This is a genomic window from Vibrio aphrogenes (assembly GCF_002157735.2).
GTDB lineage: Bacteria > Pseudomonadota > Gammaproteobacteria > Enterobacterales > Vibrionaceae > Vibrio > Vibrio aphrogenes.
In genome coordinates this window covers 859,890-880,504 of record NZ_AP018690.1, presented here as the reverse complement: position 1 = coordinate 880,504, position 20,615 = coordinate 859,890, and the positions used below count along the sequence as shown (strand labels likewise).

18 protein-coding genes are annotated in these 20,615 nt (G+C 42.5%); 13 read left to right on the top strand and 5 right to left on the bottom strand.

Annotation, left to right across the window (positions count from 1 at the left end; translation table 11 throughout):
- The 12 genes from VCA1004_RS15145 to VCA1004_RS15090 all read left to right on the top strand — a co-directional run bounded on the left by VCA1004_RS15145 (nt 1) and on the right by VCA1004_RS15090 (nt 14,620).
- Nucleotides 1-1,224, top strand: coding sequence for a ParA family protein (locus VCA1004_RS15145; protein WP_086981255.1), 1,224 nt, complete (start codon nt 1-3; stop codon nt 1,222-1,224).
- A complete protein-coding gene (locus VCA1004_RS15140; protein WP_086981254.1) occupies nt 1,224-2,198 on the top strand; it encodes a ParB/RepB/Spo0J family partition protein in 975 nt (324 codons plus the stop codon). The genes VCA1004_RS15145 and VCA1004_RS15140 overlap by 1 nt, the downstream gene beginning before the upstream one ends.
- Before the next feature lie 112 nt (nt 2,199-2,310).
- Nucleotides 2,311-4,527: a GNAT family N-acetyltransferase gene (locus VCA1004_RS15135; protein WP_086981253.1), complete on the top strand. Its 2,217-nt coding sequence runs from the start codon at nt 2,311-2,313 to the stop codon at nt 4,525-4,527.
- 325 nt (nt 4,528-4,852) lie between these two features.
- Nucleotides 4,853-5,491: a pyridoxamine 5'-phosphate oxidase gene (pdxH, locus tag VCA1004_RS15130; RefSeq protein WP_086981252.1), complete on the top strand. Its 639-nt coding sequence runs from the start codon at nt 4,853-4,855 to the stop codon at nt 5,489-5,491.
- Between the two features lie 106 nt (nt 5,492-5,597).
- Nucleotides 5,598-6,386, top strand: a complete 789-nt coding sequence (locus tag VCA1004_RS15125) for a helix-turn-helix transcriptional regulator (protein ID WP_232012669.1) — start codon at nt 5,598-5,600, stop codon at nt 6,384-6,386.
- A gap of 154 nt (nt 6,387-6,540) precedes the next feature.
- Nucleotides 6,541-9,690: a bifunctional proline dehydrogenase/L-glutamate gamma-semialdehyde dehydrogenase PutA gene (gene putA, locus VCA1004_RS15120; protein WP_086981251.1), complete on the top strand. Its 3,150-nt coding sequence runs from the start codon at nt 6,541-6,543 to the stop codon at nt 9,688-9,690.
- 7 nt (nt 9,691-9,697) lie between these two features.
- Nucleotides 9,698-10,414 (top strand): aldehyde dehydrogenase family protein, encoded by a 717-nt coding sequence (locus VCA1004_RS15115; protein ID WP_086981416.1) that lies wholly within the window; start codon nt 9,698-9,700, stop codon nt 10,412-10,414.
- A 103-nt stretch (nt 10,415-10,517) separates the two neighbouring features.
- Nucleotides 10,518-12,011 carry a sodium/proline symporter PutP gene (gene putP, locus VCA1004_RS15110; RefSeq protein ID WP_086981250.1) on the top strand — a complete coding sequence of 498 codons (1,494 nt, stop codon included), beginning with the start codon at nt 10,518-10,520 and terminating at the stop codon, nt 12,009-12,011.
- A 371-nt stretch (nt 12,012-12,382) separates the two neighbouring features.
- Nucleotides 12,383-12,592, top strand: a complete 210-nt coding sequence (gene cspE, locus VCA1004_RS15105) for a transcription antiterminator/RNA stability regulator CspE (RefSeq protein WP_017025474.1) — start codon at nt 12,383-12,385, stop codon at nt 12,590-12,592.
- 130 nt (nt 12,593-12,722) lie between these two features.
- Nucleotides 12,723-13,382 (top strand): Qnr family pentapeptide repeat protein, encoded by a 660-nt coding sequence (locus tag VCA1004_RS15100; RefSeq protein WP_086981249.1) that lies wholly within the window; start codon nt 12,723-12,725, stop codon nt 13,380-13,382.
- Nucleotides 13,383-13,468: 86 nt separating this feature from the next.
- On the top strand, nt 13,469-13,813 hold the full coding sequence (locus VCA1004_RS15095) for a YajD family HNH nuclease (RefSeq protein ID WP_086981248.1): 345 nt from the start codon (nt 13,469-13,471) through the stop codon (nt 13,811-13,813).
- Between the two features lie 180 nt (nt 13,814-13,993).
- Complete coding sequence (locus VCA1004_RS15090; protein WP_086981247.1) at nt 13,994-14,620, top strand: LysE family translocator; 627 nt, start codon at nt 13,994-13,996, stop codon at nt 14,618-14,620.
- Nucleotides 14,621-14,696: 76 nt separating this feature from the next.
- On the opposite strand, the gene hpf is transcribed toward VCA1004_RS15090, so the two are convergent.
- On the bottom strand, nt 14,697-15,056 hold the full coding sequence (gene hpf, locus VCA1004_RS15085) for a ribosome hibernation-promoting factor, HPF/YfiA family (RefSeq protein ID WP_086981246.1): 360 nt from the start codon (nt 15,054-15,056) through the stop codon (nt 14,697-14,699).
- Between the two features lie 501 nt (nt 15,057-15,557).
- On the opposite strand from hpf, the gene rnk reads away from it, so the two are divergent.
- Nucleotides 15,558-15,971 carry a nucleoside diphosphate kinase regulator gene (rnk, locus tag VCA1004_RS15080; RefSeq protein ID WP_086981245.1) on the top strand — a complete coding sequence of 138 codons (414 nt, stop codon included), beginning with the start codon at nt 15,558-15,560 and terminating at the stop codon, nt 15,969-15,971.
- 81 nt (nt 15,972-16,052) lie between these two features.
- On the opposite strand, the gene VCA1004_RS15075 is transcribed toward rnk, so the two are convergent.
- From VCA1004_RS15075 to VCA1004_RS15060, 4 genes are all read right to left on the bottom strand, one after another.
- Nucleotides 16,053-16,895 carry an ABC transporter permease subunit gene (locus VCA1004_RS15075; protein WP_086981244.1) on the bottom strand — a complete coding sequence of 281 codons (843 nt, stop codon included), beginning with the start codon at nt 16,893-16,895 and terminating at the stop codon, nt 16,053-16,055.
- Nucleotides 16,896-16,904: 9 nt separating this feature from the next.
- Nucleotides 16,905-17,879 carry an ABC transporter permease subunit gene (locus VCA1004_RS15070; protein ID WP_232012668.1) on the bottom strand — a complete coding sequence of 325 codons (975 nt, stop codon included), beginning with the start codon at nt 17,877-17,879 and terminating at the stop codon, nt 16,905-16,907.
- Between the two features lie 44 nt (nt 17,880-17,923).
- Nucleotides 17,924-19,075 (bottom strand): polyamine ABC transporter ATP-binding protein, encoded by a 1,152-nt coding sequence (gene potA / locus VCA1004_RS15065; RefSeq protein ID WP_086981243.1) that lies wholly within the window; start codon nt 19,073-19,075, stop codon nt 17,924-17,926.
- Nucleotides 19,076-19,154: 79 nt separating this feature from the next.
- Nucleotides 19,155-20,300 carry a polyamine ABC transporter substrate-binding protein gene (locus VCA1004_RS15060; protein WP_232012667.1) on the bottom strand — a complete coding sequence of 382 codons (1,146 nt, stop codon included), beginning with the start codon at nt 20,298-20,300 and terminating at the stop codon, nt 19,155-19,157.
- Between the last annotated feature and the right edge of the window lie 315 nt (nt 20,301-20,615).

Sequence of the window (20,615 nt, the reverse complement as noted above, 5' to 3'; positions counted from 1 at the left end):
ATGAAAAGAGAACAGACAATTCAAAATTTAGAGCGTTTAGCAGAACAAACAAAACAAGTTCAGGCTGACCGTATCGAAATCGTTCTAGAAGAACGTAAAGATGAACACTTTCCTCCTATGTCTAAGGCATTGATGGAAACTCGTTCTGGTTTAACCCGTCGTAAACTGGATGAAGCTATTGCTAAAATGGAATCAGAAGGTCATCAATTTACTAAAAATAACGCCAATCATTACTCGATTACGTTAAGTGAAGCTCATCAATTGATGGATGCTGCGGGCGTTGATATGTTCTATCAGCGTAAGAAAAATATTAATAATAAACCGTGGATCGTGAACGTACAAAACCAAAAAGGTGGGACTGGTAAATCGATGTCTGCGGTTCATCTTGCGGCTTGTTTAGCGTTGAACTTGGACAAACGTTATCGTATTTGTCTAATTGACTTAGATCCCCAGGGCTCTCTGCGTTTATTTTTGAATCCACAAATCAGTGTTGATGATCATGATGAGATCTACTCTGCTGTGGATGTTATGTTGGATAACGTACCTGAAGGGGTAGAGGTGAATAGCGACTTTTTACGTAAAAATGTGCTATTACCAACGCAATATCCAAATTTAAAAACCATCTCGGCATTCCCAGAAGATGCGATGTTTAATGCTGAAGCTTGGCAACATCTTTCACAAAACCAATCATTAGATATCGTTAAGTTATTAAAAGAGAAGTTGATTGATAAAATTGCTGACGATTTCGATATCATAATGATGGATACCGGCCCTCATGTTGACCCATTAGTTTGGAATGCCATGTATGCCTCAAATGCTTTGTTGATCCCTTGTGCTGCAAAGCGTCTTGACTGGGCTTCAACCGTTAACTTCTTCCAACATTTACCAACAGTGTATGAAATGTTCCCTGAAGACTGGCAAGGATTGGAGTTTGTCCGTTTAATGCCGACCATGTTTGAAGATGATAATAAGAAACAAGTATCAGTATTAACGGAAATGAACTATTTGTTGGCCGAACAGGTGATGATGGCGACCATTCCACGTAGTCGTGCTTTTGAAACGTGTGCAGATACTTATAGTACGGTGTTTGATTTAACCGCGAGTGATTTTGAAGGTGGTAAAAAGACGCTTGCGACAGCACAAGATGCGATTCAAAAGAGTGCACTAGAATTAGAGCGTGTGATGCATAGCCACTGGGCGTCATTGAACCAAGGAGATAAATAATGGCGATTAAAACTTCTGATCTAAATGCGAAATTGTTTGGTAAAGCCAATAAGCGTCGTGCTACATCGCCAGTTGAAGCGCAAGCGGCAGTAAAAGAAAAAGCTCAAGTGATTGAATTAGCCATCGCTGGAGAAGATTTAGTGTCGTTTGAATTAGTTTCAGTTCCTGCCGCAGAGATTGAAACACAAACCGTGGTATTTGCTGAAAACTCGCGTGAACAATCGTTTCTTAATGAGCATGCTTTAGCTGATATTCTGGTTACTTTAAAAGAAAGAGGACAGCAATATCCAGCGGTTGGTCGCCGTAATGCTCAAGGGAAAATTGAAGTATTAGACGGTAGCCGCCGTCGTATGTCTTGTATTTTGGCACAAAAAGATTTTCTTATTTATGTGGCCGATAACATTGAGACACAGCACGCTAAGTTCTTATCAGATGTCGCGAACGCACATAAACCGTTGTCGCTTTATGAGCGAGGCCGTGAAATGCAAGCTAAGTTAGATTCAGGTGAAGCTGCCGATCAAAAAGCGTTAGCGCAAATGTTCCAGTGTAGCGAAGCTTTGGTAAGCGGTGCATTAAAAGCGGCGGCATTACCGTTGGAATTATTGCAAGCTTACCCTAATGTTAGCGATGTTGGCCGCCCAACCATTGTTAAATTACACAAACAATATTTTGCTTTGCCAAGTAAATCGCAAACGTTGTTGTTAGAAAAATGCCGTCACGCGCAAGGTGAGATTTGGCAAGGTTCAAATTCGCAAGGGGTAGCACGCTTAACCAAAGAGATTTCGAGCCAATTAGAAGCTTGGATTGAAGAGCTAGCGCCAAGTAAAAAAGAAGCCTCGGCTGAAAAAATTGATTTAATCAAAGGTCGTGTCAGTTATACCCGTAAAGGGGCTAATGTTTCACTTGCCTTAAAGAAAATCGATGATGACGTGATGGATGATATCCTCGCTTACATCCAGTCAAAACTCAGTTAATTCGTCCTTACTTGTTTTGTCTGTTCAAGAGCCGCCATAGTGCGGCTTTTTTTATGCCTGTGATATGCTAAGGGCATAATTTCTTATAATCCGTGCTGAATGAAAGGTCACCATGCTAGCTCTTAACTCTCTCAATGATTTGGCGAACCGTTTACGCTATTTGAACCATCGATATGCCATTGAATTAACCTTAGAACCAATGCTATCGACTCGTTTATTAAGTGAATTTGTTCATTGTCAGCAGATTTCAAATAATGAGGTAGTGTGGCTCGGTGGGGAACAGACTTTGCTGCCTAGTGTTCATTATGGTTATAAACAAGGCCAACAACTGTTAGGGCAAGAAATCAAAATATTGATTGTTGATTTTAGCTGTGGATTTGATGCTAATAGTTTTAATGCCGCACTTGGGGCTTTGTGTGGTGGCAGTATTTTATTTTTTATTCATCTTAATGCGCTTGCAAATGATTATGCCGGGCAATGGATAAAGCGCCATGTTCATTGCTGGCCTCAAATTCGTTCATTGGACTCGCCACTTGAGTTGGATGAAGCTGCGGTTCAAGCGCTTCATCTTGAGCCGGCTTTGGAGTTGCAGCCATTTGTCGAGCAAGCCGATACCCAAGCATCATTCTCACAGCAAGTATCACCGCCAGAACCAGCAGAGAGTCAACACTCATTTTCGCAACAACAAATAGCCGTTCAAGCGATAGAAAAAGTGCTGACTGGGCATCGTCGTCGTCCCTTAGTGATTAATGCTAATCGCGGACGTGGTAAAACTTCCAGTTTAGGTATTGCTGCTGCCAAGTTGATGGTTGAACGACGCATATCCATTATTGTTACCGCGCCTTCGGTTAAGTCTTTATCGCCCTTATTTACCTTTTTAGCGCAAGCTGGGGAAGGGGATTCAGAAATAACTTGGCTTTCTCAGCAGGCCAATCATTGGACCTTATCCAACGGTTCTCAATTACGCTTTATTGCGCCGGACGAATTATTATTGTCTGAAGTGCCAGCGGATTTAGTTTTAGTGGATGAAGCGGCCGCTTTACCTTTACCTATGCTCATTCAGTTTGTCGAGCGTTATCATCGTCTGGTATTAAGTTCGACAATACATGGCTATGAAGGTTGTGGTCGTGGTTTTACGCTTAAATTTCTGCCTTGGTTGGATGCACATCGCCCTGGCTGGAAATTACAATCCCTCACGCAACCCATTCGTTGGGCTGAATTTGATCCGTTAGAAGCCTGGTGTTTTGCGAGTTTTTTGCTGGATGCTGATGCCCATGCTCAAGCTCCTTGGTCTGATGGAGAGTTAACAGCACAACTGCCCACGTTAACTGACAATGTTAGATTGCAGCGAATAGCGAAATCTCAATTAGTGGACGATCCTAAATTGTTTACTGAATTGTTTGGTACTTTGGTACTGGCGCATTACCAAACTTCTCCTAATGATTTATTGCAAGTATTAGCAACGGATGAAATTGAGGTGTTTGCGATAATTCATTCAGGGTCACAGCCTCATCATCTTAAGATACTTGGCTGTATACTCACGTGCAGAGAAGGGCAGTTATCGCTTCCACTGATTAGTGATATTCAAAAGGGCAAACGTCGACCTAAGGGACATTTAGCGGCGGCTTATTTAGCCAATCATCTCGCGATAGATGAGCCCGCATTACAAGCCTCTATTCGCGTGATGAGAATTGCGGTCCACCCGAGTTTGCATCGTCATGGTATTGGTGTAAAGGCATTAGAGGAATTGGCAGACTGCGTCAGAAACGAGTTCGATTTTATCTCTGTCAGCTTTGGCGCGACCGCAGAGTTGATTGGTTTTTGGCAGTCACAATTTCATTTAGTATCGTTGGGGACTCGTCGTGATCAGTCCAGTGGTTGCTATTCTGCATTTATGGTGCAGCCATTATCTGAGTCTGCTCAGTATTGGGTTGAGCGCGCTCATCATCACTGGGCTCAACAATTTCAAATTGCGTTACCTTTTTTATATCAGCAGATTCAAGCCGACACGTTAGCGCATTTACTGTTTGCTTCTAGCACTGCAAAGGTAGTGAGTCTTCCTCGAGTGTTGTGTCATTATGCGCACGGGGGAAACAGTTTTGAAACAGCATTGGTGACGTTCCAACAGTTTGTATTTCAATATTTGCAGCAATCCTCTAGTAAGGATCTGACACTAGGTAGGATGACACTCTCACCTGAATTAAGGGTAGTTATTGATAAAGTCCTGCTAGTTCAAACTTGGCAAGAGGTGGCGCATAAGCATCAATTGACGGGGCGCAAACAGATTGAACAAACTTTAAAAGATTGGCTAGTGCAATTTACAGTGTAAATTGAAGGACCGGTGGATTCTAGATTTACACTGTAAATTATAAAAATACGCTATTTATGTGAGTGTTCATTACTCTATTGAAGATGACTGTTTTGAGTAGGCCTTTATTGAACATGTTTTTATTGAGCATGCTTTTGTTGAGAATGCTTTTAGTGATAAAAGAGACGTGTTTTATATTGATTCAGTTTAATAGGCCGTTTTTTAAATACAGTATTTGTTTTATAGAGAATTAGTTTGATGTGGCACTTATTCTACCTGCCGTTTGTTTCTTGCAGTTCATAGTTGATAAGCGCAAAATAATAAAAAATTTAGTTAGGGAAAAAACATGAAACTTTCTGATATGCGTCGCGAGTACGCGATGGATGCATTAACGCGTTCAGACTTGGCAGCCAACCCTGTCGACCAATTTAATGTATGGTTGGAACAAGCGATTCAAGCGGGGTTAACGGACCCGACGGCAATGACCGTAGCAACAGTGGATGAGCATGGTCAACCTTTTCAGCGTATTGTGTTATTGAAAAATGTTGATAATGACGGCTTTGTTTTTTATACCAATTTGGGAAGTCGTAAGGCTCAGCATTTGCAGCACAATAATAAAATCAGTTTGCATTTCCCATGGCATTCAATGGAAAGACAAGTTCATATTACCGGACATGTCGAAAAGTTATCTGCGATGGAGAATATGAAATACTTCACCTCGCGCCCAAAAGAAAGCCAACTTGCTGCTTGGGCAAGTAAGCAAAGTAGCCGCATTTCAGCTCGCAGTGTATTGGAAGGAAAGTACATGGAATTAAAAGCAAAATTTGCGGAAGGGAAAATTCCAGTACCGACTTTTTGGGGTGGCTACCGAGTGAAAGTGGAGACGATAGAATTTTGGCAAGGAGGAAAACATCGCTTACATGATCGTTTCGTCTATAGTAAAGATGATGGAGAGAGTTGGGATATCTCTCGCTTAGCTCCATAATTGAAGAGACGAAAGCCGTAGTTTACAAGTTCTTGATCATCGTTTCGGAACAATGATCAAGAATATGATCTTATTTTGACGCTGACCAATGTGAAAGGATAGCCAATTGGCGAGTTATGATGAAGTACATCCACAACCACCAAAACCGGCACAGGTGATAACCTTACCGAGCTTCATGGATCATCATCAACATGATTACACTCAGATCGTGATTGGGTTATCGGGGCGAGCGGAATTTGATGTGGAAGGAGAGGTGAATTTAATTGGCCCGGGGCAAGGTTGCATTGTGCGGGCATCATCGGAGCATCGCTTTGGTGGGATAGGTTTATCGGATATTCTGGTTTTGAATTTTTTGGATATTACCGATGCCGACTCTCAAGTCTCTCACTTATTGGCTGATTTATTGTCTGAAGAAGTTTATTTCCAACTGGATTTTCAAATTCAACAATTGATTCAAATGCTGGTTCAGGAAATCAAATCCAGCCCTGATGACTTATTATTATGCCGTGCATGCCAAGACACTATCATTGCGCTCTTGCATCGTCATATTAAAAAGTTTGAACGCTATAAAAAAGGTCATCGCCTTAATATGGCGCTAATTGACCGCTACATCCAGCAACATCTCGCCTCTAAAATTAAAGTTGCAGATTTATCTGCGAGTTCCTTCCTCGGTGAAAGCCAGTTCCATTTATTGTTTAAAGCTCAAGTTGGTATGACGCCACACCAATATGTGTTGTTAAAACGTATTGAAGAAGCCAAGCGTTTGATTAAAGAAGGTCATTACAACATAGGGCATATTGCCGAAGTGACCGGTTTTTCAGATCAAAGCGTATTTACTCATAGTTTTACTCGAATTGTGGGTGTTCCTCCTTCTCAATTTCGAAAAAACCATTAACTGTAAGTAAAATTATGTGATCATGTTGGTGATTTGTTATATAACAGAGCTTTTAACAACTAAATCGTAGTTTTATACAAATAATAATCGAGCTATTACCTCTACACTTCAGAGTGACGTATTTCATTTATTCCGATTTGTATGAGGAAAATACATGTTTACAGCAAGCGATGTACTAAAAACGGAATTTCATCAGCAACCTTTAGAGACTCTTTGGTCTCATATTTCTCCACTTTATATGGTTGATGAATCGACTTGGCTCAAACAGCTCTTACCGTTAGCGATGCCGAGTGAGCAAGAAAAGTTAGCGATAGAAAATCAAACTACTGATCTGATTAAAGCCATTCGTGCAGACAAGAAGTCAGTCCAGATGATCGATGCCTTATTGCTGGAGTACAGTTTAGACACTCATGAAGGTATCTTACTCATGTGCTTAGCTGAAGCGTTAATGCGTATTCCTGATGCCGCCACCGCTGATGCTTTGATTCGAGACAAATTGAGTGTGGCGGATTGGAAATCCCATTTAAAAAATTCCGATTCGGTTTTTGTGAACGCGTCTACTTGGGGCTTGATGCTGACTGGTAAAGTGATTGGTTTAAATGAATCACAAGCACAAAGTCCAGCTCAAGGCTTAAATCGTTTAGTCAATAAAATGTCTGAGCCTGTGATTCGTAAAGCCATGCACCAAGCGATGAAGATCATGGGATACCAGTTTGTCCTTGGGCGTTCGATTGCCGAAGCACAAAAAAATGGTAAAGCGATGCGAGAAAAAGGCTACACCTATTCCTATGATATGTTGGGTGAAGCAGCATTAACGGCGCAAGATGCACAAAAGTATTTTAATGATTATTTAATGGCGATCACGGCCGTTGGTAATGATAAGTTTGATCACGCTATTAGCCCAGCGCCTTCTGTTTCCATCAAACTATCAGCATTACATCCTCGTTATGAAGTGGCGAATAAACAGCGTGTTATGACCGAGCTGTATGCAACCGTTGAGCAATTGATTGTCCAAGCACGTCAACTTGGTGTGGCATTAACCATTGATGCGGAAGAAGCTGACCGTTTGGAAATGTCTTTGGAGCTGTTTGAAAAACTCTACTGTAGCGAAGCGGCAAAAGGGTGGGGTAAGTTTGGCCTAGTGATTCAAGCTTATTCAAAACGAGCACTTCCAACCTTAGTTTGGTTAAATGCGTTAGCAAAACAACAAGGCGATATGATCCCTTTACGTTTAGTGAAAGGGGCGTATTGGGATAGCGAGATCAAATGGTCACAGCAAGCTGGCTATAATAATTACCCGGTATATACCCGCAAAGAAGCGACTGATGTCTCTTATTTAGCCTGTGCTCGCTTTTTATTAAGTGAGCATGTACGTGGTCATATTTTCCCGCAGTTTGCCAGCCATAACGCGCATACAGTGACCGCGATTGCCACGATGGCAACACATAAAGATTTTGAGTTCCAGCGTTTACATGGCATGGGAGATTCTCTCTATGAGCATGCGATGAAAGCATTTGGACAATCTGTGCGAATATATGCTCCGGTAGGCAGCCATAAAGACCTCTTACCATACCTAGTCCGTCGTTTATTAGAAAATGGCGCTAACAGCTCGTTTGTGCACCGTTTAGTGGATGCCCGTTGTCCGATTGAAACGTTAAATCAGCATCCTGTTGATACGCTGATGGCGCATGAAAATTATGCTAATACTGCGATTCCTTTGCCTCCTGCGATTTTCCCAGATCGCAAAAATGCTTATGGGGTCAATATTGACATCCAAAGTGAAGTCACTCCATTTGAACAACAAGTGGAACATTGGTTACAACAGACTTGGCAAGCGGGGCCTATTATTGCAGGTGATCGTACTTATGAAAGCATGATCAAGGAAGAGAATGCGTCCGTAAACACGATCCAAATGGTTACAGCACCTTATGATAGAAAGATCCAAGTGGGATCTGTGGTGTTTTCAACCCTTGATCATGTTTCCAAGGCAATTGAGGTAGCTCAATCATGCTTCCATGAGTGGAACAAGCTTGGCTACGAGTCGCGCTGTGAGAAATTAGAGCGATTAGCGGATCTGTTGGAAGATCATTTGCCAGAATTGGTGGCGCTGTGCCACAAAGAAGCTGGCAAGACGATTCACGATAGTATTGATGAAGTTCGAGAAGCAGTCGATTTTTGTCGATACTATGCCAAACAACCAACCATCTTTGCACCGAGCCAACAAGTTGGTTTCGATGGTGTTGAACGCACCATAACGCGTGAAGGATGCGGCGTCTTCGTGTGTATTAGTCCATGGAACTTCCCGTTAGCGATTTTCTTAGGTCAGATCACCGCAGCGTTAGTCAGTGGTAATACTGTCATTGCCAAGCCCGCTGAACAAACCAGTTTGATTGCCGCACGTGCTGTTGAGCTGATGCTAGAGGCAGGCTTTCCAGCAGGCTCGATTCAGTTGCTACCGGGTAATGGCGCAGAGATAGGGCAAGCGTTAACCTCCCATCCTGCAATTGCGGGAGTGGCGTTTACTGGCTCGACCCCGACAGCACAACGCATTAATGCCACTTTAGCAGGACGTGAGGCCAAACCGGTGCCATTTATCGCTGAAACGGGTGGTCAGAATGCGATGATCGTCGACAGTACCGCGCTCCCAGAGCAAGTGGTGCGTGATGTCATGCGCTCAGCATTTGCCTCTGCCGGTCAGCGTTGTTCAGCGTTACGAGTGTTATACGTACAAGAAGATATTGCGGAGAGAATCATCGAATTAATCAAAGGCGGCATGCAGCAGCTTGCAGTGGGGTTGCCTTATTTGCATCAAACCGATGTTGGACCAGTGATCGATGCGGCGGCGAAGGCCAAACTGGTGTCGCATATTGAACACATGAAACAAACTCAGCGCTTGGTGGCTGAAGTGACTTTAGATGAACGCTGTCAAGATGGGGATTTTGTTGCTCCAACCGCATTTGAAATCGAAAATATCCATGTGCTCGAAGAAGAGAAATTCGGACCAATTCTGCATATTATTCGCTTTAAAGCCGAGCAGCTTGCTCAAGTGGTGAAGGATATTAATCGTACTGGCTTTGGGCTCACCATGGGGATTCATAGCCGCAATGAAACTACCTACCGTTGGATAGAAAAACAAGCGCGAGTGGGGAACTGTTATATAAACCGCGATCAAGTAGGTGCTGCGGTTGGGGTACAGCCATTTGGTGGCCAAGGTTTATCTGGTACAGGGCCAAAAGCAGGTGGGCCACACTATTTGTATCGTTTTTCTCAAGTGGACATCACCACTGTCAATCAATCAGCGTAAGGAGACTATCATGCAACCTATTACTCGTTTTTCAGAAGTGACGATGTTTGATGCTCAAACGGCCTGGGAACAGTGGAATTTAACCGATTACACATTCAAAAGTGAGTGTTTACTATCGGTATTTCGTAACTTAGAAAAAGATCACGCCGAGTTAGCGTCGGTGATCAACTATCATTTACAACAGGCTGATGCGTTATTGGCACACCCTAAGTTGATGCCAGGGCCGACCGGTGAAACTAATGAGTTGTATACCGCAGGGCGCGGTGTGTGTGCCTTGGTGGTTGAACCTGAGGCTCCGTGGCAAGCCGTGTTTGCCCAGTTAACGGCGGCATTAATTGCTGGGAATGCGGTGATTATGTGCTGTGATGATATGGCATTAAATCAATGTATAGAAAGCGTGGTCACAACTGCGTTGCCGGCACACTTAGTTCATATTGTGGCTTATGATTCTTATCAGGCGGTAGCGGCATCGGATATCAGAGTGTTAGCTTTTATTGGCAGTGATGAGACTGAGTTAGCACTGAACCGTTTATTGTCCCAAAAGCAAGGAGTCATTGTTCCTCTGGTGGCTGAACGTTGGAATGCCCACCAAGAAGAAAACACATTACTGCAAGCTCATGATCCTCATTTGGTGTTGCGTTTTATTACCGAGCGTACGCGTACCATTAATATTACCGCCGTCGGAGGGAATGCAACTTTGTTAGAATTAGGAAACCAACATTAAATAATTGATAAGATATTACACTTGGTATTGTTACCTTTTGGTAGCAATCCTTGTATAACAAGCCCCTCAGGAAAAGGGGGGCGATAAATTAAAAGGGTATACTATGATTGAGAATAGCTTTGCTATTACCAGCACATTTATTGCTTATTTAGTCCTGATGTTAGCCATCGGCTACGTTGCTTATAAGCGCACATCGAGCTCTACCGATTACTTTTTAGGTGGACGAACCTTGGGGCCTTGGCCGGCAGCACTTTCCGCAGGGGCTTCGGATATGAGTGGTTGGTTATTATTGGGCGTACCGGGGTATGCTTATGCAGCAGGTTTAGAGGCCACTTGGATTTGTGGCGGCTTACTGGTTGGAACTTGGTTGAACTGGTTGGTGAGCGCAAAACGCTTACGCACCTACAGTATTACGACCGATGCCATCACCATTCCTGATTTCTTATCACGTCGCTTTTTAGATAACTCGAAATTGATTCAAACGATTTCAGCATTTTTTATTTTGCTTTTCTTCCTGTTTTACACCAGTTCAGGTCTAGTCGCTGGCGGTAAGTTGTTTGAAACGGTTTTTGGTCTTGATTATAAGTTTGCCGTGGTATTAGGAGCGGTGTGTGTCATTTCTTATACCTTGTTTGGAGGCTTTCTTGCTGTAGCTTGGACCGATTTAGTACAAGGTTTATTGATGTCGGCAGCGCTGTTGATTGTCCCAATCGCAGCAATGAGTGGAGGCTTTACGCAAGTTGACGTCGATCTGACTAACATTAACCCTGAGTTATTGAATATTTGGACCTCTGCTAGTGGTGAGCCTCTTACCGCGATTGCGATCATTTCTTTAGTTGCTTGGGGGTTAGGTTATTTTGGTCAGCCGCACATATTGGCGCGTTTTAAAGCGACACGTAGTAATAAAGATTTAACTACCGCACGTCGCATTGCCGTGGTTTGGACCGCCTTATCTATGGCAGGAGCCATCATGGTTGGGCTAGTTGGTTTAATTTATGTGAACAGCCACCCAACCTTACACATTGAAGATGGTGAAAAAATATTCATGATTCTCGTGAATGCGATTTTCCATCCGGTGATGGCGGGCATCTTATTGGCGGCAATTTTGGCTGCTATCATGAGTACTGCCGATTCTCAGTTGTTAGTGTCCTCATCGGCGTTGGCAGAGGATTTTTATAAGCAAGTCTTTAAGAAAGATGCGACACCTGAGCAAGTGGTTGTGGTGGGTCGTATTGCGGTGATTGGTGTTTCGGTGCTGGCCTTGATATTGGCGATGAACCCAGAAAGCTCAGTACTGGGGTTAGTGTCTTACGCTTGGGCGGGGTTTGGTGCGGCATTTGGCCCAGCTATCGTGTTGAGCTTGTACTGGTCTAAAATGAACCGCAATGGCGCATTAGCTGGTATTGTGGTGGGTGGTGTCACTATTGTAATTTGGAAGCAACTTACCGGTGGCTGGTTCGATGTGTATGAAATTGTCCCTGGGGTGATTTTCTCAACATTGGCGATTGTGATTGTGAGTATTGCCACTGGCGGAGCCAATGAAGAAGTCTCTAAGCAATACCAAAAATACCAACGTCAATTAACTGAACTCGATTAATCGACATTATCGCTACTAACTTTTAAGCCCTCACAGGTGCAATGTGGGGGCTTTTTGTATCTAAAAAAGCCATTTCGTCAAGAAAAATAGCCAGTTAAGAGAGATTGAAATAAATTAAAGCCACTTAGATCAAGTTTTTAAAAATATCTCTATACAACACTGAAAAACCCGCGTATCTTTAAACACGGCCTGAAACGGACCTATTTATTTGAAATTTGCTTTAAAAGTCTTCGCAACACCTGCTATACCATATACCAGTCTGTGTCATGAAGTGTTTCCTTTAGAAGTACCCTCACTTAAGTAACTCTATTCCCGGCTATAACACGCAACAAGCGTAATTGATTAGTAAAAAATATTTATAGGATTTACCCATGTCTAAGACAACTGGTACAGTTAAGTGGTTTAACGAAGAGAAAGGTTTCGGTTTCATCACTCAAGAGAATGGCGGCGCAGACGTATTTGTTCACTTCCGTGCTATCACAGGTGAAGGTTTCCGCACTCTAGCTGAAGGCCAAAAAGTAGCGTTTGAAGTTGAGCAAGGTCAAAAAGGCCCTCAAGCTGCAAACGTTGAAGTACTATAATTAAGTACTGATACCGAATTAAGAAAAAGCCGCACTTGTTGCGGCTTTTTTGTTGCCATTATTTTCCTTTCAGACATTTTCTCGAGCAACGAGCAACGAGCAACGAGCAACGAGCAACGAGCAACGAGCTATGACACAACAGACTCATCAACATTACCAGCATCACGATTTCTCAAACCAAGCTTTGAGTGGACAGGTTTTTCAACATTGTCACTTTTATCAATGTGATTTTTCTCGCAGCGATCTAAGCGATGCGCAATTTATTGATTGTGTTTTTATTGAGTCTGGTGATGTGCTTGGGTGTAACTTTGCTTATGCCAAACTTAATGATGCCAGTTTTAAGCAATGTAATTTGAGTATGGCGAATTTTGATGGGGCGAGCGCTTTTGGTGCCGAGTTTCGTCATTGTATGTTAAAAGGGGCGAGCTTTGTACGTACCTTATTTGCCAATTACATTACTCATAATACCTATTTTTGTTCTCTGTATATGACGCAGTGCGATTTATCTTATGCGAATTTGGAAAATCAAAAATTGGAAAAATGTGATTTATACGAGAATCGTTGGCGTGGAGCGAATCTGCATGGGGTTTCATTTGAAGGTTCGGATCTAAGCCGCGGAGAGTTTTCTCAGGAACAATGGCCTCAAGCGAATTGGAAAAGCTGTAACTTGTCACACATTGAATTAGATGGTTTGGATATTCGTCGTGTGAGTTTACAAGGCGCGATGATTTGTCAGTGGCAACAAGAGATGTTGTTAGAGCAACTCGGCATTATTACTATTCCAGATTAATAAATTGAGTGGCGAACGGTTCACTTTACAGTGTAAATAAGCGTATATTGGGTTAACGAAACAATCACAGAAACATAGGCAAGATTATGGCATCGGACTTTTATGGCACTAGTGCTAGTTATGCGCGCAAAGAAAGCGGCTATCGTGAAAAAGCACTTAAACTCTACCCTTGGGTGTGTGGCAAATGTGCGCGAGAATTTGTGTATTCTAATTTGCGGGAATTAACCGTACATCATCGCGATCATGACCATACTAATAACCCAGAAGATGGCAGTAACTGGGAATTATTATGCCTGTATTGCCACGATCATGAGCATTCTAAATATTTAGAACATGACTTATATGGCAGTGACACCACGCCACAAGAAGATGAGCACAAAGCGGCCACTCATAATCCGTTTGCGAACCTCAAAGATTTAATGAAGAAATAATCACGACAGTGACCTCATGACGAAGGACCGTCATTTTATACGCTGACCTTATAGCTGATTAGACCGTCTTAGTCTGACGATACTCATATCAAAGCTTTTTGATACACCATATTGATTTGTCAATTTATCACTGGATACGTGGTTATCTTAGTGAGCAATTATGTTAAGGAGAACAAGCAAATGGAATTGTGGCATGGTTTGTTATTAATTACCTCGATACACTTATTGGCTGCCGCTTCACCGGGGCCGGACTTTATTCTCGTCTCCCAACAAACCTTAACCAATGGTAAACGAGCAGGGCTATTATGCAGCGTTGGGATTGCTCTTGGCCTATCGATTCATATCTTATATTCCGCTTTTGGGCTAGCTGCGGTGATCGCAAACTCCAGCAGTTTGTTGTGGGTGATTAAGATACTCGGTGGTGGGTATTTAATTTATTTGGGTTGGCAAGGATTGAAAGCCAAAGCGAGTAGCACACACAATGTAACAACAGCGGTGGTGACAACTAAATCAGCCAAGAAAATGATTGGCATTGGCTTTTTGTGTAACGCCTTAAACCCCAAAGCGCCAATTTATTTTGTATCGTTATTTACCTTAGTGTTATCTGCCGAGATGCCAATTCAACAAATTGCCATTTATGGTGTGTGGATCATGATGCTGCAGTTTGGCTGGTTTGCGTTTATTGTGATGTTGTTATCTCGTCCAACTATCAATCAGAAATTTAAGCAATGCGGCCATTGGATAGATAGAGTGTTAGGCGGGGCTATGGTTGCATTAGGGTTAAAATTGCTTCTGACTCGCCAATAACACCATAAAATACCCTGTATCAGAAACTAAAAACGAGCCATAGTAGGCTCGTTTTTTAGTGAGACAAAACACGATATTAATCGACGAGTTTCATTTCTTGAATGATATCGGAAGCAATTTCTGGTTTTGTGCTCGTTGGAGTGGCATGCAATTCCGCTTTGAGTTGTCCTTTGCGGTTTTTTAATCCCGTTTCCAGTTTTTTTACCGCAGCTGCAATGGCCGGATACATGATTTTATCTTCTGCTTTTGCTGAGATCCTTACCCCTTCATAATTGCTGAAGGTTTCCACTTGATGCTCGTTGTGCTGTTTGGTGATGATGATGTCACAACTGATTAAATCGGGGAAATGTGAAGATATTTTATCGAATTTTCCTTCAATCTCTTTACGTGATTCTTCGCTGAGAGAAACATGATGCGTTTGGATATTTATTTTCATACACAATACCTTCTGTTGAAGAACTTTAACTTGAAAAGTTCGATTCGGATGTCTATCCCTGAGTGAAAAGGTTAATGGCGATGTGGTCATTAATGCTGCCATTAATTGAGCCATTTTCGCTCTTCACTTTTATTGAAGCTAACAAACTTTATGACAATAGGCAAAGAGGTTTGTTCCTATTTTTAAGTCTAGTAACAAAATCAATTTTCGTTGGATCATTTCGATTTTCTTTTCGGTTACGAATGTTCTTTTCATCACATAAATGACGTTGAATTGTCGTGTTAATTTGCAATTGAATGGCTTTTATTGTTAACGGCCTTTTGCGGCTATGTTCTTGGTAAGTTCTTTTGTTTCAAAGTCTTACAAATAATCGTTGAGAATGAGATATCTATTGAATCCATGCTGGAGGAATTGGATTAAGATGGAGGGATTGTATTTGGTTATTCATTGTGAATTACCAATTTGGGATGTATTTAAAAACAAGAAGTCAGTGAGAAAAATATGAAACTTAGACCTGAGATAATGATTTCTTCATTAGATTTAGATCGGTTATATGATTTGCTTGAATCAATACCGAGAAGTAGTGTTCCAGGCGTTGCTGAGTTAGAAAAAGAGCTTAGCCGTGCGGTTGTGGTTGCGCCCAATGAGATTCCAGCAACGATTGTTACGATGAACTCAACCGTTCAGTTTCGTGTCGAGTCGACGAATAAAGATTTTGAACTCACTTTAGTGTATCCAAAAGACGTAGATGGCGATGGTAAAACGATTTCAGTGCTTGCGCCTGTTGGCAGCGCGTTGCTCGGTCTTTCGGTTGGAGAGGAAATTGAATGGCCAAAGCCAGGCGGTGGTAGCTTGATCGTCAAAATTATGAAAATCACTTATCAACCTGAGCGTATGGGTGAATTTCAACTTTAATCTACAGGTGTGAGTGATCTTACTTGTTGTAAAAAAGAAGCTGTATTGATGAGATGAGTCAATACAGCTTTTTTGTGGTCGCTATGCTACAGAAAGGGTCTTTTTACTTTGATAGATTTCTTTCTTACGGCGTTTTTCTGCTCTGGCCATGATAAACCACATGGTGAAGGTAAACAGAGAGACGCACAATAAAATCAGGCTGGCGATGGCGTTAATTTCAGGTTTTACGCCTAAGCGTACCGATGAGAAAATTTCCATTGGCAGAGTGGTAGAACCTGGGCCAGATACAAAACTGGCAAGCACTAAATCATCCAGTGATAGTGCAAAAGCCATCATTCCACCAGCAACCAGTGATGGTGTGATCATCGGAATGGTGATTTGCATAAATACTTTCCAAGGCTTAGCTCCTAAATCCATGGCCGCTTCTTCCATTGAAATGTCTAATTCACGTAACCGAGACGAGACCAAAATAGCCACATAGGAGCTGGTAAAGGTAGTATGTGCAATCCAAATAGTCATCATACCTCGTTCAACTGGCCAACCAATGACGTTATTCATCGCGACAAATAAGAGCAGTAATGACAGGCCAGTAATCACCTCTGGCATCACCAAAGGTGCCGTGACCATACCGCCTAGCAAGCCTTTCCCATGAAAGCGTGGAATACGGGTTAATACAAAGGCGGCCATCGTCCCAATCGCAACCGCAGAAATAGCGGTACAGAACGCAATTTGTAGCGAGCGAAATACCGAACCCATTAATTGGGTATTATCCCATAAGCTGCTATACCATTGGGTCGACCAACCGCCCCAGACCGTTACCAGCTTTGAGGCATTAAAAGAGTAAATCACCATGATAATCAGCGGTAGATAGATAAAAACCAACCCAATAATCAACATGATATTTGCGAAACCAAAACGTTTCATTGTCATTCCTTACTTGCCTTGCAATTCTTTTGCGTGAGTACGGTTAAAGAAAATAATTGGGATCATTAAGACCACCAACATCACGACTGCCAATGCCGCCGCAACAGGCCAATCACGGTTATTGAAAAACTCTTGCCATAACACTCGGCCAATCATTAAAGTATCAGGACCACCTAATAATTCGGGGATCACAAACTCACCCACTACCGGAATAAACACCAACATGCAGCCTGCAATAATGCCACCTTTTGAAAGTGGCACGGTGATTTGCCAAAAGCTTGAGACATTACGGCAACCTAAATCAGAGGCGGCTTCTAATAAGCTTTGATCGTGTTTTGACAAATTGGCGTACAGTGGCAGCACCATAAATGGTAAGTAGGAATAGACAATACCTATATAGACCGCCAAATCGGTGTTCAAAATATGCAAAGGAGTGTCAATGAATCCTACTTGCATTAAAAAGCCATTTAATAAACCGTTATTACTTAAAATCCCCATCCAAGCGTACACGCGGATTAAAATGGCCGTCCAAGTCGGCATCATGATCAGCAACAGCAACAGCGTTTGCGTTTCCTTTTTTGCACGAGCGATGGCATAGGCCATTGGGTAGCCCACCAGCAAGCAGGCAAAGGTGCTGATGAACGCCATTTTGAGCGAACTTAAATAAGCTGCAAGATAGAGTTCATCTTCTCCAAGCAACAAGTAGTTGGCCATATTCAGTAAGATGGTGACTTGATCGTCAGCCCAACTAACTAGCTCGGTATAAGGTGGGATCGCCACATCGGCCATTGAAAAGCTGATCTTAAGTACGATCACAAATGGCAATAAGAAAAAGATCAGCAACCAGAAAAACGGCAGTCCAATCACCAATTTACGGCCAATTTTTTTATCCAACTGCCAGCTTTTACACCTGTTGGCACGAGTTGGCTTGAGCGTTTGAACCTTAGCTTGCGCTTGGTGTGTATTCACGCTGTTTTGCATCATGTTGTTACCACTCATATTCACAGAGTCATTCAATATAACGTTGGTTATTGCAGCACAACGCCACTATCGTCTTCCCAATATAAGAACACTTCATCTTCCCAAGTCGGGCGTTTGACGTGTCTTACCGCATTCGCGATAAAGGCTTGGACAATTTTTCCTGATGGCAATTGAATGTGATATACCGATGAACCGCCTAAATAAGCGATGTCGTACACTTTGCCCGTGGTCCAGTTAAATTCTGGGTGATCTAAGTCATCAGGCAATGTGGTGCTGATCAGCATCTTTTCAGGACGCAATGCATAGGTCACTCGTTTGTTTTCGGCTTGAGTGCTGATGCCGTGCCCCACATAAATCGGTTGGGGTAAGTCCACACACGCAATGGTGGCGTGGTCGAGGTCATCTTCCACCAACATGCCATCAAACAAGTTCACGTTACCGATAAACTCACACACTAAACGGTTGACGGGCGTTTCATAAATGTCCATTGGGCTACCAATTTGCTCAATGCAACCTAAGTGCATGATCGCCACACGTTGTGACATGGTCATGGCTTCTTCTTGATCGTGGGTAACCATGACACAGGTCACGCCGACACGTTCGATGATTTCCACCAATTCCAACTGCATTTGTGAGCGTAATTTTTTATCCAGCGCTCCCATAGGTTCATCCAACAATAATAATTTTGGACGTTTAGCGAGTGAACGTGCCAAAGCCACACGTTGACGTTGGCCGCCTGACAATTGATGCGGCTTACGCTTGGCGTATTGGGTCATGTGCACCAGTCTTAGCATTTCATCAACACGCGCTTTGATTTCCTCTTTTGGTAAGGCATCTTGCTTTAAACCAAAGGCAATGTTTTGTTCTACGCTCATGTGCGGAAACAAAGCATAAGATTGGAACATCATATTAATAGGGCGGTCGTAGGGTGCCATGTCGGTAATGTCGACACCGTCTAAAATAATTCGCCCTTCGGTTGGCTTTTCAAACCCTGCCAACATACGCAATAAGGTTGATTTACCAGAGCCTGAGCCACCTAACAGAGAAAAGATTTCTCCTTTATTGATGGTAAGGGATACGTTGTCTACCGCCAGCGTGTCATCGAATTGCTTACTCACGCGATCAATTTTGACCAAGATTTCTTTTGGTTTAGATTGGCGTTCTAAAGCTTTTTTGTAGGCACTAGAAGTGATGACCATGTGAAACTCTCTTCTTAAAATAAAAAGGCGTCTGGGCTTACGCTCCTAGACGCCAAATAAAACAATCCACTTTAAGGCGTTATCGACCAGTTTTAATCTTGGTCCAAGTACGAGTCATCACTCGTTGTACTTTGGTTGGCAGATCAGTAATGGTGTAAATATTTTTTAATGTTGCTTCGTCAGGGTAAATCCCTGCGTTATTACGAATTTCATCTTTAACCAATGGTGTCGCAGCTTGGTTACCATTGGCGGCATGGATGTCATTGGTAATGTTGGCAATCACTTCAGGCTTCATTAAATAGTTCAAGAATTGATGTGCCGCTTTTACATTTTGTGCATCCGCTGGAATCGCCATCATGTCAAAATAACTGCCAGCGCCTTCTTTTGGGATCACATATTCAATGCGATTGCCGTTGTTGGCTTCTTCTGCACGATCTTTAGCAATGAACAAATCATTGGAATAACCGACAGCAACACAAGTATCTCCGTTGGCTAAATCCGAAATATATTTAGATGAATGGAAGTAGCTCACATCATCACGAATCGACATAAATAAGGCTTCCGCTTGTTTAATGTCTTCGGATTTTTGCGACCCCGTTGCCAAGCCTAAATAATTTAAAGCGGCAGGTAGCATTTCGGTTGGAGAATCTAAGAAAGACACGCCACAGCTTTTTAATTTTTCCATGTATTGTGGATTAAACACCAAATCCCAAGAATCGACAGGCATATCATCCGCGCCTAACGCTGCTTTGACTTTATCGACGTTATAAGCAAAGCCAATCGTGCCCCATAAATAAGGGATCGCGTATTGGTTGTTAGGGTCACTAGGTGATAATGCATTGAGTAAATCTGGGTTTAGGTTTTTCCAGTTAGGCAGTTGTGAACGGTCTAACTTTTGGAAGACTCCCGCACGAATTTGTTTGGCTAAAAAGTTATTAGAAGGTACGACAACATCGTAACCAGAGCGGCCAGCTAAAAGTTTTGCTTCTAATACTTCGTTACTATCAAACACGTCGTAAACCACTTTAATACCGGTTTCTTTTTCAAAGTCAGAAATGGTATTAGGTGCGATGTAACTGCTCCAGTTATAGACATGAAGTTGTTGGCCATCTTGAGCGTAAGCGTTGTTTGCAGTGAATAATGCCGCAGACGACAACAAAGTCGTTACTGTCATTGATGCAGCGAACACAGTATTTTTCAAAGACCCTGAGTTTTTGATAAACATAGGAAAATCCCAAATAATGGATCTGAATGATCCTTGTGTATTGCCCATCAACCTAGCTTATAGCCAGTTATTCCTTCTGATTGGAGCCTTCGGGTTTGAACTGATTTGAGTCAGGTTGAACATAAATTAAAAGGAAGTTCTGTTGGTATTTGGTGATGACATTGAGTTGGAGCTTAAAGCGCTGTTAGCCAAATCCTTGGGGCGAAATTTATTAAGTATTTTTGTTGCGTTACTGGCTTGTTGCTTCGGCTAGCGACAGCACAAAGCTTCTGCTTGGCATTAATACCCAATAAATTACAGCAATCATTATCACAA

Bases quoted from the DNA above. Each gene is read 5' to 3' on its own strand.
- VCA1004_RS15100 (WP_086981249.1), top strand. From the start codon at position 12,723: ATGACACAACAGACTCATCAACATTACCAGCATCACGATTTCTCAAAC.
- VCA1004_RS15140 (WP_086981254.1), top strand. From the start codon at position 1,224: ATGGCGATTAAAACTTCTGATCTAAATGCGAAATTGTTTGGTAAAGCC.
- VCA1004_RS15090 (WP_086981247.1), top strand. From the start codon at position 13,994: ATGGAATTGTGGCATGGTTTGTTATTAATTACCTCGATACACTTATTG.
- VCA1004_RS15070 (WP_232012668.1), bottom strand. From the start codon at position 17,879: ATGATGCAAAACAGCGTGAATACACACCAAGCGCAAGCTAAGGTTCAA.
- cspE (WP_017025474.1), top strand. From the start codon at position 12,383: ATGTCTAAGACAACTGGTACAGTTAAGTGGTTTAACGAAGAGAAAGGT.
- VCA1004_RS15095 (WP_086981248.1), top strand. From the start codon at position 13,469: ATGGCATCGGACTTTTATGGCACTAGTGCTAGTTATGCGCGCAAAGAA.
- potA (WP_086981243.1), bottom strand. From the start codon at position 19,075: ATGGTCATCACTTCTAGTGCCTACAAAAAAGCTTTAGAACGCCAATCT.
- VCA1004_RS15145 (WP_086981255.1), top strand. From the start codon at position 1: ATGAAAAGAGAACAGACAATTCAAAATTTAGAGCGTTTAGCAGAACAA.
- VCA1004_RS15135 (WP_086981253.1), top strand. From the start codon at position 2,311: ATGCTAGCTCTTAACTCTCTCAATGATTTGGCGAACCGTTTACGCTAT.
- pdxH (WP_086981252.1), top strand. From the start codon at position 4,853: ATGAAACTTTCTGATATGCGTCGCGAGTACGCGATGGATGCATTAACG.
- VCA1004_RS15060 (WP_232012667.1), bottom strand. From the start codon at position 20,300: ATGTTTATCAAAAACTCAGGGTCTTTGAAAAATACTGTGTTCGCTGCA.
- VCA1004_RS15075 (WP_086981244.1), bottom strand. From the start codon at position 16,895: ATGAAACGTTTTGGTTTCGCAAATATCATGTTGATTATTGGGTTGGTT.
- rnk (WP_086981245.1), top strand. From the start codon at position 15,558: ATGAAACTTAGACCTGAGATAATGATTTCTTCATTAGATTTAGATCGG.
- putP (WP_086981250.1), top strand. From the start codon at position 10,518: ATGATTGAGAATAGCTTTGCTATTACCAGCACATTTATTGCTTATTTA.
- putA (WP_086981251.1), top strand. From the start codon at position 6,541: ATGTTTACAGCAAGCGATGTACTAAAAACGGAATTTCATCAGCAACCT.
- hpf (WP_086981246.1), bottom strand. From the start codon at position 15,056: ATGAAAATAAATATCCAAACGCATCATGTTTCTCTCAGCGAAGAATCA.